This window comes from Aquicoccus porphyridii, assembly GCF_008369105.1.
Classification (GTDB): Bacteria; Pseudomonadota; Alphaproteobacteria; order Rhodobacterales; family Rhodobacteraceae; genus Aquicoccus; species Aquicoccus porphyridii.
This window is the reverse complement of sequence record NZ_VINQ01000002.1, coordinates 165,095-178,331: the sequence shown is the minus strand read 5'-3', so window position 1 is coordinate 178,331 and position 13,237 is coordinate 165,095. Positions and strand designations below refer to the sequence as shown.

At 59.0% G+C, this 13,237-nt stretch carries 13 protein-coding genes; 8 read left to right on the top strand and 5 right to left on the bottom strand.

Annotation, left to right across the window (positions count from 1 at the left end; all coding sequences use genetic code 11):
- Positions 1-3: 3 nt before the first annotated feature.
- Both FLO80_RS03955 and FLO80_RS03950 read right to left on the bottom strand, forming a co-directional pair.
- Positions 4-1,035, bottom strand: coding sequence for a branched-chain amino acid ABC transporter permease (locus tag FLO80_RS03955; protein ID WP_111363681.1), 1,032 nt, complete (start codon positions 1,033-1,035; stop codon positions 4-6).
- Between the two features lie 102 nt (positions 1,036-1,137).
- Complete coding sequence (locus tag FLO80_RS03950; RefSeq protein ID WP_111363683.1) at positions 1,138-2,484, bottom strand: substrate-binding protein; 1,347 nt, start codon at positions 2,482-2,484, stop codon at positions 1,138-1,140.
- 219 nt (positions 2,485-2,703) lie between these two features.
- On the opposite strand from FLO80_RS03950, the gene FLO80_RS03945 reads away from it, so the two are divergent.
- From FLO80_RS03945 to FLO80_RS03925, 5 genes are all read left to right on the top strand, one after another.
- Positions 2,704-4,020, top strand: coding sequence for a helix-turn-helix domain-containing protein (locus FLO80_RS03945; RefSeq protein WP_111363685.1), 1,317 nt, complete (start codon positions 2,704-2,706; stop codon positions 4,018-4,020).
- Between the two features lie 72 nt (positions 4,021-4,092).
- Positions 4,093-4,461, top strand: coding sequence for a response regulator transcription factor (locus tag FLO80_RS03940; RefSeq protein ID WP_111363687.1), 369 nt, complete (start codon positions 4,093-4,095; stop codon positions 4,459-4,461).
- Positions 4,458-4,772: a hypothetical protein gene (locus FLO80_RS03935; protein WP_111363689.1), complete on the top strand. Its 315-nt coding sequence runs from the start codon at positions 4,458-4,460 to the stop codon at positions 4,770-4,772. Before FLO80_RS03940 ends, FLO80_RS03935 begins: the two co-directional genes overlap by 4 nt.
- 2 nt (positions 4,773-4,774) lie before the next feature.
- Complete coding sequence (locus FLO80_RS03930; protein WP_111363691.1) at positions 4,775-7,456, top strand: ATP-binding protein; 2,682 nt, start codon at positions 4,775-4,777, stop codon at positions 7,454-7,456.
- 103 nt (positions 7,457-7,559) lie between these two features.
- A complete protein-coding gene (locus FLO80_RS03925) occupies positions 7,560-8,720 on the top strand; it encodes a flagellar motor switch protein FliM (RefSeq protein WP_146611013.1) in 1,161 nt (386 codons plus the stop codon).
- A 56-nt stretch (positions 8,721-8,776) separates the two neighbouring features.
- Here FLO80_RS03925 and FLO80_RS03920 read toward each other — a convergent pair whose 3' ends face one another.
- Both FLO80_RS03920 and FLO80_RS03915 read right to left on the bottom strand, forming a co-directional pair.
- The gene (locus FLO80_RS03920; protein ID WP_111363695.1) at positions 8,777-9,187 is read right to left on the bottom strand and encodes a protein tyrosine phosphatase family protein; all 411 of its coding nucleotides are present in this window, start codon (positions 9,185-9,187) and stop codon (positions 8,777-8,779) included.
- A 64-nt stretch (positions 9,188-9,251) separates the two neighbouring features.
- The gene (locus FLO80_RS03915) at positions 9,252-10,115 is read right to left on the bottom strand and encodes an MBL fold metallo-hydrolase (protein WP_111363697.1); all 864 of its coding nucleotides are present in this window, start codon (positions 10,113-10,115) and stop codon (positions 9,252-9,254) included.
- A gap of 164 nt (positions 10,116-10,279) precedes the next feature.
- Between FLO80_RS03915 and FLO80_RS03910 the strand changes: the two genes are divergently transcribed.
- The 3 genes from FLO80_RS03910 to FLO80_RS03900 all read left to right on the top strand — a co-directional run bounded on the left by FLO80_RS03910 (position 10,280) and on the right by FLO80_RS03900 (position 12,982).
- On the top strand, positions 10,280-10,603 hold the full coding sequence (locus FLO80_RS03910; protein ID WP_111363699.1) for a TraR/DksA family transcriptional regulator: 324 nt from the start codon (positions 10,280-10,282) through the stop codon (positions 10,601-10,603).
- Between the two features lie 45 nt (positions 10,604-10,648).
- Positions 10,649-10,867, top strand: coding sequence for a hypothetical protein (locus tag FLO80_RS03905; protein WP_111363701.1), 219 nt, complete (start codon positions 10,649-10,651; stop codon positions 10,865-10,867).
- Between the two features lie 171 nt (positions 10,868-11,038).
- Positions 11,039-12,982 (top strand): enoyl-CoA hydratase-related protein, encoded by a 1,944-nt coding sequence (locus FLO80_RS03900; RefSeq protein ID WP_223145450.1) that lies wholly within the window; start codon positions 11,039-11,041, stop codon positions 12,980-12,982.
- Here the strand turns inward: FLO80_RS03900 and FLO80_RS03895 are convergent.
- Positions 12,979-13,194 carry a hypothetical protein gene (locus tag FLO80_RS03895; RefSeq protein ID WP_111363705.1) on the bottom strand — a complete coding sequence of 72 codons (216 nt, stop codon included), beginning with the start codon at positions 13,192-13,194 and terminating at the stop codon, positions 12,979-12,981. The genes FLO80_RS03900 and FLO80_RS03895 overlap by 4 nt on opposite strands.
- Positions 13,195-13,237: the final 43 nt, after the last annotated feature.

Below are 13,237 nucleotides of genomic sequence, written 5' to 3'. Positions count from 1 at the left end.
GACTTAATCCTCCATCACGCCTTTTCTGCCCAACAGGCCCCTCGGCCGGGTGAGCAGAATGATGATGGCAACGAGATATATGATGATCTGGTCGATGCCGGGGAATATCGATTTCACCTGGTTCATCGAGGCGAAGCTTTCAAGAATGCCGAGCAGGAAGCCCGCGGCAACCGCGCCGGGCAGCGAGCCCATGCCACCGACCACGACCACCACGAAGGAAAGCACGAGGAAATCCATGCCCATGTGGTAATTGGGTGAGTTGATCGGGGCATACATCACGCCCGCCAGACCGGCCACGGCAGCCGCGAGGCCGAACATGATGGTGAAGCGTTTGTCGATATTGATGCCAAGGATGCCGACGGTTTCACGATCAGCCATGCCGGCGCGGACCACCATCCCGAAGGTGGTGAATTGCAGAAAGGCGAAGACCCCGCCGATAATGATCGCGGCAAAGGCGAAATAGACCAGCCGCCAGTAGGGATAGATGATTGCGTTCGCTTCAAACCCCAGAAGCACGCCAAAATCGAAACTGCCCTTGAAGGCGGCCGGGGCCGGGGTCGGGATCGGGTTGGCACCGTAGAATGCCTTGATGATTTCCTGAAGCACGATGGCGAGACCGAAGGTCACGAGGATCTGATCGGCATGCGGACGCTTGTAGAAATGCTTGATCAGGCCGCGTTCCATGATGAAACCGACCGCGATCATGATGGGGATGGCAAAGAGAATGGCCAGCGGCACGGCCCAGTCGATCATCGCCCCGCCGAATTCGGGGCCGAACCACGCTTCGATATAGGTCGTCTTGACCTTGAGGGGCTGACCGAGAAAATCGGTTTGTGTCGGATCGACGGTTTCGAAGCTCAGGGTCAAGATCCGTGACAGGGTGACCGCGCAGAAAGCACCGATCATGAAAAGGGCGCCATGGGCGAAGTTGACCACGCCGAGTGTGCCGAAAATGAGTGTCAGCCCCAGCGCGATCAGCGCGTAGGCTGAACCCTTATCAAGCCCGTTCAGGATTTGCAGAATTATTGCGTCCATTTTCCCCACCTTTGCAGGATCGGACGGGCGCATGGAGCGACGCGCACCGTCCGTGGTTGGAATGCGGGGCGACCCGAAATCGCCCCGCAATCATGTCTTGGATCAGGCGCCGGGGTTGCAACTGCCCAGATTACCACCCGCGAACATCGGGTGGTCGTGAGCATATTCGACCTGCGCGCGAGGTGTGACCTCGACGACTTCGAGCACGTCGAACTCGCTGGTCGGGTTTTCCTTGCCGCGCACCACGAGCACGTCCTTGAAGCATTGGTGGTCTTCGGCCCGATAGAGCGTCGGGCCGTTGCCCAGACCGTCGAATTCAAACCCTTCGAGCGCCTCGGCGATACCACAGGGGTTGAATGTGCCGGCCCGTTCGCAGGCATCGGCATAGAGCAGCGTCTGGGCATAGCAGGTCTGTGCTGCCTGGCTGGGCGGGAAGCCGTACTTGGTGCCGAAGGATTTCACGAAGGCCTTGGAGGCTTCATCCTGCAACGACCAGTGCCAGTTGGTCGAGCCAAGGATGCCCTTGACGTTTTCGCCGGCGCCACGGGCCATCAAGCGCGAATAGAGCGGAACAACGATCTCGAAGTTCTTGTTGTTGATGATCTTTTCGCGCAGGCCGAATTGAACCGCATTGGTCAGCGAGTTGACCATGTTGCCGCCGTAGTGGTTGAGAACCAGAACGTCGGCACCGGAGTTCAACACCGGGGCGATGTAGGATGAGAAGTCGGTCGCGGCGAGCGGGGTCAGCACGGTGTTGACGGTTTCCCAACCCAGCGCCTCGGTTGCGGCGACGATCGATTCCTCTTGCGTCCAGCCCCAGGTGTAATCCGCGGTCAGGTGATAGGCTTTGCGGTCGGTGCCGTACTGAGCGGCCAGCACCGGCGCGAGGGCCGCGCCCGACATATAGGCGTTGAAGAAATGGCGGAAGCCATTGGCCTTCTTGTCCTTGCCGGTGGTGTCGTTGGAATGGGTCAGGCCGGCCATGAAGATCACGCCTGCCGACTGGCACAGATCCTGCACCGCCACGGCGACGCCCGAGGACGAGCCGCCGGTGATCATGATGGCGCCGTCCTTTTCGATCATGGAACGGGCCGAGGCACGGGCGGCGTCGGACTTGGTTTGAGTGTCGCCGGTGACATACTCGATCTTCTTGCCGAGGATGCCATTGCCCTTGAGGGCCTTGGAACTGAACGTGTTGAGCAACCCGCCGTCGCCTCCGCCATTGAGATGCTCGACGGCAAGTTCATAGGCGCGCAACTCGTCCGCGCCTTCGTCGGCATAGGGGCCGGTTTGCGGGACGTTGAAGCCCAGCGTGACGGTTCCGCCGGTGGGTTCGTTGGTATATGCGGCGGCCGAGCTTGCGGTGAAGATCGTGGGCAGCGCGACACCGGCACCAGCAACGGCACCTGTTCTAAGCACGCCACGGCGCGTGAAATTGGTTCTAGTCATGAATTCCTCCCGGTTCGATTGAAATGGGGAGAGCCTCCTCTTGCGTCTCCCCACGGACACTTTCGTGCAAAGACATTATCGTAAGGAATCGGAAAATTTCGCAACAGACCCTTGGCAGGAAATGATTTTTTTGTAAAAGTATGAACACATATGGGGTGAAATTTGTAAATAATTTCACGTTGCAGAGCAGAAACGCATTGAAATGGAACGAGAATCCCGATGCCAAGGTCATCACTCACAGGAACGCGCATTCGCGAACGGCGCATTCTTCAGGGGATCAGGCAATCGCATCTGGCAGAACGGGTCGGGATATCACCGTCCTATCTGAACCTTATCGAACACAACCGTCGCAGAATCGGCGGCAAGTTGCTGAACGACATCGCCGCGGTTTTGAATGTCGAGCCTTCATTGTTGGCCGAAGGGGCGGAATCCGTTCTCATCGCCTTGCTGCGCGAAGCCGTGGCGGAAGCCGGAGAGCAAGGTGTCGAGATCGAGCAGGCCGAGAGTTTCGCCGGGCATTATCCCGGTTGGGCGCGGTTGGTGGTGGCGCAGCGTCGTCAAATCGCCGCACTTGGACGGGCGGTCGAAACGCTCACCGATCGGTTGACCCATGATCCGCATCTGGCTGCGACGTTGCACGAGGTGCTCGATACGATTTCCGCCGTTCGCTCGACCGCCTCGATCCTGGCCGAGACCCGGGAAATCGAGCCGGAGTGGCGCGACCGGTTCCACCGCAACATCAACGAGGATGCCACGCGGCTGGCCGAAGGGGCACAGGCTTTGGTTACGTATCTCGACGGTGCGAGCGATGCGAGACGCGATGTGCAATCGCCGCAGGAGGAAATCGAGGCATTCTTTGTTGCGCATGACTTTCATTTCCCCGCCCTCGAGGACGAAAGCCTGACGCCCGAGGAGATCATGCACGACGCAAGTGAATTGGTGTCGGGGAGCGCGGTCTCACAAGCCTTGAAATTGTTGCGGCAATACGCGGTGGATGCAAAAGCGGTGCCGTTGGCAGAGCTTCGTGCGGTTGTGGATGAGCTCGGCCCGGACCCTTTTCGCATAGCCGTGCATTTGGGGATGGATCAGGGGGTGATCATGCGCAGGCTGGCGGCCTTGCCGGAATTGGAGGCCGGGTTGGTCGCCTGCGATGGGTCTGGCACGCTTGTCTTTCGCAAACCGTTGCCCGGGTTTCCGTTGCCAAGGTTCTCGGCGGCCTGTCCGCTTTGGCCCCTCTACCGGGCTTTGACCCGACCAATGGCGCCATTGCATATGCGCATGGAGCAACAGGGCCGCGGGACTGTGCCGATGGGCGGGAGCCTGTTCGACGCGTATGCGGTGGCGTTGCCAAAAGGCCCGGCGACGGTGAACACGGACCCGATTTTCGAGGCGCAGATGCTGTTCCTGCCAGTGCCGGGAGAGGAGCGGGAGGTTTGGCGGGGAGGTGTTGTTCAGGTCGGCGCGAACTGCCGTATCTGCCCGCGAATGGAGTGTCATGCCCGGCGGGAGCCATCCATCATTGCCGATGGGTTTTGACTTGGACCGACAGTTTGGTGATAACTGGGCTGCGGGCTTATGATTATGGCCCTTGGGGAGGAAGACCGGAGAATGGGCAAATCAGTCCTTCTGATCGAGGATGAGCCGAATATCATCGAGGCCATCAGCTTTATCCTTTTACGCGATGGCTGGGAAGTGAACACGCATGCGAACGGTCAGACTGCTTTGGCCAGGATCGCGGAAAAGAAGCCCGATGTCGTCATACTGGACGTGATGCTTCCGGGCGCGAGCGGTTACGATATTCTTCGGGGCCTGCGTGCAGAGCCGGAAACGCATGACCTGCCGGTCCTGATGCTGACAGCGCGCGGTCAGAACAAGGACAGAGACATGGCAGAAAAAATGGGCGCGAGCCAGTTCATGACCAAACCGTTTTCCAACGCTGATGTGCTCGAAGCCGTCCGGTCGCTGGTGGGATCGTGAGCGGGACAGAACATCGCGCACAGTCCGGGCGAGGGCAGGTTTCTGTTTTCCTTGAGCGCTCCACCTATCGGCGGCGGCGACTGGTCGATGCCATGCGGCTTTTGCCCTTGCTGGGTGTCGGCCTCTGGGCGGTGCCGCTCTTGTGGAATGCACGGGCGCGCGAGACGCCGATGTCCCATGCCGTTCTATATGTGTTCGGCGTCTGGTTGTTGCTCGTGGTTGCAGCGGGGATCATGGCCGTGATGATTGGGCGGCGGAACTCGGACACGGGTGAGCCTGGCGAGGCGGATGGACCGGCGATGAGGTTCTGACAATGGCGACACTCAATGTTCTTGTTGCCGTGTGTCTTGCCTATGTCGCCTTGCTTTTCGGTGTCGCTTTCATGGCCGAGCGGGCCGCGCTGCGGGGGCGGGTCAAGTGGCTGCGCTCGCCCGTGGTTTATACTTTGTCGCTGTCGATCTATTGTACCGCCTGGACCTTTTACGGGGCGGTTGGTTATGCGGCGCGGTCGGGGCTTGAATATCTGACAATCTATATCGGGCCGACGCTGATCATGGTTGGCTGGTGGTGGGTGTTGCGCAAGATGGTGCGTGTCGGGCGGGCACAGCGTGTTACGTCGATTGCCGATCTGATTTCGAGCCGCTACGGAAAATCGACCATACTGGCCATACTGGTCACGACCATGGCGGTTGCCGGCACCACACCCTATATCGCCTTGCAACTTCAATCGGTGACCCTGTCCTTTGCGGCGTTTGCAGGCACGACCGAGATTGCCGGTGTCGGCAACAGCCGCTGGACGGCGCTCTGGGTTGCGGTTGGGCTGACGTTGTTCACGATCCTGTTCGGGACCCGCAACCTCGACGCCAACGAGCGGCACCATGGAGTCGTGATGGCCATCGCGCTTGAAGCCGTGGTTAAGCTGTTCGCGCTTCTGGCCGTTGGTGTCTTTGTCGTCTGGGGGATGAGCGGCGGGGTCGGAGCCATGCTCGAACAGATTGACGCCAGTGATATCGGCAGCTGGCAAATGCAGGGCGGGCGCTGGGCCGGGCTGATCTTTCTTTCGGCGGCTGCGTTTTTGACTTTGCCGCGCATGTTTCAGGTTCTGGTGGTTGAGAACGAGAACGAGGATCATCTGCGGTTGGCGTCATGGGCGTTTCCCACCTACCTGATGTTGATGAGTTTGTTCGTCGTGCCGATCGCGGTGGTCGGTTTGGCGCGTTTGCCGCAAGGCGCCAATCCTGATCTTTTCGTTCTGACGGTTCCCTTGTCGCAAGGCCAGACCGGTCTGGCGATGCTGTCCTTCCTGGGTGGTTTCAGTTCGGCGACATCAATGGTGATCGTTGCCGCGATCGCGCTGTCGACAATGGTTTCGAACCATATCGTCATGCCGATCTGGCTGCGCGTCGCCTATGGTGGGGCCAAGATGTCGGGTGATGTGCGAAACCTTGTGCTTTTTTCGCGGCGGGTTGCGATCGCAGTCGTGGTGCTTATGGGATACATCTATTACCGGTTTTCCGGCGGTGGTGCGGCACTTGCCGCGATCGGACTGGTTTCCTTTGCGGGGGTGGCGCAATTCCTTCCGGCGATGTTGGGGGGGTTGTTTTGGCGGGGTGCAACCCGCACCGGGGCAATCATGGGGCTGATTACCGGCTTTGCGGTCTGGACGTGGAGCATGCTTCTTCCCAGTTTCGGCACGGGCGAAATCCTGTCCCCGCAAGTCTTTGAAGCGGGGCCGTGGGGGCTGGGATGGTTGCGGCCACATGCGCTTTTTGGAATCGACGGGCTTGATCCGCTGGTGCATGCGATCCTTTGGTCCATGTCGCTTAATACTCTGGTTTTCGTGGCCGTGTCCCTGGGCAGTTTTCCATCTCCGCTTGAACGTTTGCAGGGGGCGCAGTTCGTCGATGTTTTTCTGCATTCGGCGCGTCCGCAAAGCTGGTCGGGTGGCGTGGCGCAGAGTGAAGATCTTCTGATCATGGCGCAGCGCATCCTCGGGCCGATCGAAGCGCAGGCTCTTTTTCGGCGCGCGGCGAGCAAACAGGGCCTTGTCGGGTATCTTCCCGAGCCGGTGCCGGATTTTCTGAATGAACTGGAGCGCGAACTTTCCGGGTCTGTGGGTGCCGCGACAGCGCATGCCATGGTGGGACAGATCGTTGGGGGCGCCAGTGTTTCGGTGAAGGATCTCATGGCTGTCGCGGATGAAACGGCACAGATGATGGAGTATTCCAGCCAGCTCGAGATCAAATCGGAAGAACTGACGCGCACGGCGCGGCAATTGCGTGAAGCCAATGAGAAGTTGACCGCGTTGTCGGTTCAGAAAGACGCCTTCCTCAGCCAGATCAGTCACGAACTTCGAACGCCGATGACCTCGATACGCGCCTTTTCCGAAATCCTGCGCGATACGGATGGCCTGAGATCTGCTGAAAAAGCCAAGTATGCGTCAATCATTCATGATGAGGCGGTGCGACTGACCCGCCTGCTGGATGATCTTCTGGATTTGAGCGTTCTGGAGAGCGGGCAGGTCAACATGAACATGCGACGTGGGACACTCAAAGACATCCTGGACCATGCCATGGCGGCGGCGGGAGGGGGAAAGGCACTGCCAGTTCAGCGCAATCGCGAGAATGAGCATATAGGCCTATGGACCGATCTCGATCGTCTGGCCCAGGTCTTTATCAACCTGATCGCGAATGCGCAGAAATATTGCGATGCCTCTCAACCCGAACTGCGTATTCTCGTCAAACCCGGGCAAGCCGGGGGGATTGATGTGGACTTTGTCGATAACGGTTCTGGAATTCCACATGACAGGCAGGAAATGGTCTTCGAGAAATTCGCTCGTGTCAGCGATCAGGGCGCTGGTGGCGCGGGGCTGGGGCTTGCCATTTGCCGTGAGATCATGGTGCGTCTCGGGGGGCGCATCACCTATTTGCCGGGGCAGGGTGGGGGTGCGTTCCGCGTCAGCCTGCCGGGTGAGGCATTGACCACAAGTGCGTGAACGCGCGACCGCTCCTTTCATTTTACAGACATTCGATAACAGATTGGTAACTCAAACAATCCTAGGATGATGCCAGATACCGCAACATATGGCGGCGGAGGAGATGATCGCAAGCGACGCACATAGAGTATTGCGGCGAAAGGCCAAGGTCGGGCGTAGTGGCTATGAGGCCCGGATCATGACTCCGGCGCGTGCGGTGCGGCTTGCGCTTGCGCGCGCGGCCGAAAAACTGTTCGACTTGCCCTTGGTGGTGACCGGCGTGCAGGTTTCCCGTGTCACGCAGGACATGGTTCTCGAGCAAATCAATGATGGGTGGCTTATTACGGTGCTGGATGGACCGGATGGTGCGATGGGCGTGTCGGCCGTCGATATGCCGGTATTGGGCGCTCTTGTCGAAAGCCAGACCTTGGGCCGGGTCTCGTCGCGGTCCAGCGAGGCACGCTCGCCAACCCAGACCGACGCGGCGCTTTTTGCACCTTTGATCGATCAGGCTTTGTCTGTGATGAGTGACGAGCTTGCCAAGCAGGGTGGCGATATCCGGATCGCAGGGTTTCGGTTCGGTGCGCGAATGGAAAGCGCCCGGATGCTGGGGCTGCTGCTGGAAGCGCAGGAATTCCACTTCTTCCGACTCGACATCGTTTTGGGTGACGGTGCCAAACAGGGCGAGATGGTCCTGGCGCTTCCTGTGGCAGCGCGCTCCGCGATCAAGGAAACCGGTGGTGGCAAAGCAAGACCCGATACCGATCATGCAGATGGCGAGCAGTGTGCCAAGCTGGTGAGACAAGGTGTCCTGATGGAGGCAGAGGTCCGTCTGGATGCGGTATTGTGGAAGCACGAGATGCCTTTGTCTGCGATCGAGGCTCTCGCGGTGGATGATGTTCTGGAGATTCCGGAAGCCGCGCTTTCCAGGGCACAATTGCACGCTGGATCGGAACGTCTTCCGGGTTCTTTCCAGTTGGGTCAGAAAAACGGCTTTCGGGCGGTTCGCCTGAATATGACGGAAACCGGTGGCGAAAATCCGTCTCGGTCAACTGGAACTCAGAGGCAGGATCTGGTCACTTCACATGATGCTGAGCCTGCCCTGTCGGCTGATATTGCTGCGCAGGGCGGGCCAGTGGTGAATTTTCCGGATGCCCAGGCAACCTCCCCGCAAGTGCCAGAACGCGATGGTGTCAGGCCGCTTGAACAGTCCCGCGCATCGCTTGAAATCGAAGATCATCTGTCAGATCTGCCCGATCTCAGCGATCTGCCTGAACTGTCGTGACTCGGAGCAAGAGCCGTCCGGGTTTGAATGCTGGGATGCGAGGAAGAGGAAATGCCTTACCCGAGATAGGGTGCAAGCTGGTTGACGTTGTAGCCTGCATTGGCCGCCGTCTTCATGATCTCGTCGGCTGGCATATTGCCTGCCTGACCAAGGGCCCAAACGAAGGTCGAGCGCGTGCCTGAATTGCAGTAGGCGAGCACCGGCCCAGCGGATGACTCGACCAGGTCACGTTGGGTCGTGACCAATTCGCCTGTCATCCCTTGATGGCCGACGGGAAGCACATGGAACTCGAGACCGGCGGCACGTATTGCCGCGCCAATGGCCTCGGCCTGTTGATCCTTGGGAACCTCTTCATCCGGACGATTGCAGATCACAGTCGTAAAACCCGCCGCGGCGATTGCGGCGGCATCGGATGCTGAGATTTGCGGGCTCACCGAGTATCGGGGGGTCAGGGTGCGAATATCCATGGTTTGTCTTTTATGCAGCTGCTGAGCCTCTGTCCAGCACCTGGCATCGGCCTTTGGCAGCATTTCAGAGCTTGTTCACCGGAACTTTCAGGAACACGTCGCCCTTGTCATCGGGTTTGGGCATGTGGCCCGCGCGCATGTTCACCTGAAGTGACGGGATGATAAGTTTCGGCATGGGCAAGGATGCATCGCGTTCGTCGCGCATTTTCACGAACTCATCCCTGGATTTCCCATCGCCGACATGAATGTTCCGGGTTTTCTGCTCTCCAACCGTTGTTTCCCATGCATATTCTTCACGACCCGGCGCCTTGTAGTCGTGCCCTACGAAAATGCGGGTCGCGTCTGGCAACGCCAGGATTTTCTGCACCGAGTCATAGAGCATTCGCGAGGAGCCGCCGGGAAAATCGCACCGCGCCGTGCCGAAATCGGGCATGAAGAGCGTATCGCCAACAAAGGCCGCATCACCAATCACATAGGTCAGGCAAGCCGGCGTGTGACCGGGTGTATGCAACACGTCCCCGCGCAGTTGACCGATCATGAAACTGTCGCCTTCTGCAAAGAGCTGATCGAATTGAGAGCCGTCCCGCTCGAACTCGGTGCCTTCGTTGAAAACCTTGCCAAACGTTTCCTGAACGACCTTGATCCGGTCGCCTATTCCAATCTTGCCGCCCAACGCCTGCTGGATATAGGGGGCGGCAGAAAGGTGATCGGCGTGAACATGCGTTTCGAGCAACCATTCAACGCTCAGACCCTCTTGTTTGACCCACTTGATGATCCGGTCGGCCGACGCGGTGTCAGTGCGACCAGAGGCGTAATCGAAGTCCAGCACTGAATCGATAATGGCGCAGGACGATCCGTTCGGGTCGCGCACAATGTAGGAAATCGTATTCGTGGCTTCATCGAAAAAGGCTTTCACTTCGGGTGACATGGGGACTCCTCTGGTGATTTCTTGTTTCTCGTGACCTCGGTTTTAATATGTATTTTTTCGCATGTGTTTCAACCGATGATCAGATGATGTGCCTTTGATTTGTGTCAATGATTCTTGCAGTGAAATGTGCGACTCTTCCCCTTGGACAAGGGAGGCGTGACCAGATGAAATCCTACGCGAAATACCGGGCTCTGTTGCTGACACGATTGTCGGAACTGGACCAGCGATTGCATGAGATCGAAGAGGAACTTGATGCGCACCAGTCGAAAGACTGGGAAGAACTGGCGACCGAACGCGAGGATGATGAAGTTCTGGAGGGGTTGGGGCTGGCGGGTCAGGAAGAAATCAGGCGTATCCGCGCTGCTCTCCAACGGATTCGGGACGGGGAATACGGGATCTGCACCAAATGTGGCGAGCAGATACCTGAGGCCCGGCTGGACGTGTTGCCATACACGCCGTTTTGCAAAACCTGCGCCGCGTCTTTGTGATGCTGATCGAGGTGCGGAACATGGTCGAACGAAAGGACGTGAACCATGATGCAGCAAGACACGTTAAACCAAGCACTCGAAGCGCTGGAAAGGCGCATCGAGAACCTTCCGGATGAGAAGTACCGTCTGGTGCAAAAGGATTTGCATAATCTGGTTGAGTGTATGCTGAAGGCAGGGCTGGAACCGCCGGAGCGTGTGATACACCTTGAAAAAGCACTGATGGACGCTGCGATCGAGGCGCAGTTTGACAACATGCCGGTGTGAAAACGGGTAATGCGAAACTCGGAACTTGCGCGGAGGCAAAGACTGCCCAAAACTCTGTCACGAGACGTGTATTGGGAAGAGCCGTCAGTGGCGCAAGGCCTGTCATATAAAACAAAAGACGGAATTGCTATCTTGAGCGTCAATCAGGACCCCGGTCATTTGAGCGGGCAGGTGATTGACTCAATCGGCGCGGCGCTTTGCCGGGCGCAAGCGGAGGGGGTTCTGGCCGTTGTGATTGCGGGGGAGGGCGATGGATTTCCCGATGGTCCGCCGCTGTCCGAGATTCTGAGCGATGTGACGGTCGAAAGCCTCGGCAAATTGTGCTCTCGTGTTGCCTGTTCTGACCTGCCGGTTGTTGCGGTGATGCAGGGGGCCGTGTGTGGCGGCGCGCTGTCGTTGGCATTGTCCACACATGCGCGCGTTGCGCAGGTTGGCACGAGGATCGGGTTCAAGGAAATCGAGTGGGGTTTGTGCCCTTTTGCAGGCGCAACCCAGAGGCTTTCGCGGATTCTGGGGGCTGGGCCTGCGATCGAGCTTATGCTGTCGGGACGCCTTGTGCCCGCCGAACATGTGGATGTCGCGCCTCTTTTCGAGCGGCTTGTCGGTGACAACCTGATGGATGCGGCGATCGGGCTGGCGCGTGACCTTGCGGTTCAGTCCCGGGCGAATAACCGGCGGAGTGAAGCCGAGGCGGCCGGGTTATCAGACCCGATCCAATATCAACGGGCGGTCGCGGGCGCACGCAAGGGGGTTTTGTCTGCCGAGGCCAAGGCGATTGTCGACTGCGTTGAGGCTGCGCAACTGCTGACAATGGAGGCAGGGCAAGCTTTTGAAACGTCGTCGTTTCATGTGTTGCGAGAAAGTTCCAGGGCCGCCGCACTTGTCCATGTGGCGCAGGCGGAGGCATTTTTTCTGACAGCCCGGCATCCTGCGCCCAAGGACGTGGTGGTGTTCGGGGACAGCCGGATGGCGCGGGGGGTGGCGATTGCGTGCCTTGATGCCGGTGCCCGCGTTCATTTGGCCGAACGCGCAGAAGGCGGTGCCGGGCGGCTTGTGAAGGAGATCGAGAAGGTCAACACACAAGAGGTCGCGGCTGGCCATACGAGTGCCGAGCACGCGCAAGCGCGGCTGTCCCGGCTGTCCGGCGGACGGCTGGAGGAGGTGATCGGCAGCGGCGAGATTGTCATCGAAGCCGGAGGTTTTCCTCTATCGGCGATGGGAGATGTCGCCGATCTTCTTACGTCGGCAACCGGTCCTGAGATTCCGGTTCTGCTTGGGTCGAATGTCGCGTTGCGGGGCGGGGCCATGGCGCACCTGTTTGGCGGGCGTGTGCTCGGTGGCGCGTTTCAGCCACCCCCGCAGTTGGCCAGGCTGGTTGAGCTTGTCGTGCCGGACGCGGTTTCGGCAGAGGCCGTGATCCGGAGTGAAGCCTTGGCCCGTGCGATGCGCAAGGTCGTGTTGCATGTGGCCCCCCGGAACGGGTGTCTTTTGCAGACATTGGTGTCCCGGTTCTTTGCGGCGGCAGAGTGGTGCGTGTTGCAAGGTGCCTCGCCATTGGAGGTCGACAGGGCCCTTGGATGGCGGGCGGGACCATTTGCGATGATGGATCGTGAAGGGCTTGGAACTCAATCGGCCAGATTGGCTGCGATCAACGGGCATGAGCGCGAGAATTCGCTGAACAGTGCGCTTCTTGCCGTCGGTCGCGACGGTATTGCGAACGGTCGGGGATATTACCGCTATGACGACAATGGTCAAAACCCGAGAGCAGACCCGGAGGCGGATGCACTTGTTGCACGCTGGCGCGACGTTGAGGCTGACAGACAGGGGCCCGTTGCGGAGGAAATCCGTCAACGCATATTGCTGGCCTTGGTGAGTGTGGGGCTCGAATTGATGGAGGGTGGCGTAATCGGGCGTGCCGCGGAGGTGGATCTGGCCGCGATCCATGGGTTGGGCATGCCACGTTCGTCTGGCGGACCGATGAAATGGGCCGAAAACGCGGGCCTTATCAGGGTCAGAAAGGCGTTGGAGAGGTTCAGCGCGTCTGACCCGCGATTGTGGCAGATTTCACCAATTCTGGATGACCGGATAAAGGACGGCACGAGGTTCGGCGATTAAGCCAGGAAAATTCCAATGATAACAATCATCAATCCAATGGCCGAGAGCAAAAGGGATGCCAGGTTGATTGGTACGAGACGGGCCAGGCGCGCGCGCATTGCCTCGTCCGAGAGGTTCTCGCGTTTGGCGGCTGCGGCCCTGACGATGCACCATGCGAGGCCAAGCAGCCCGATGAGTGTAACGCCAGCACCAGCCCAGATCAGGAATAGCATCACTTTCGCTTTCGTTTGCAGTGAGACGGCACGCGGCTAGCGG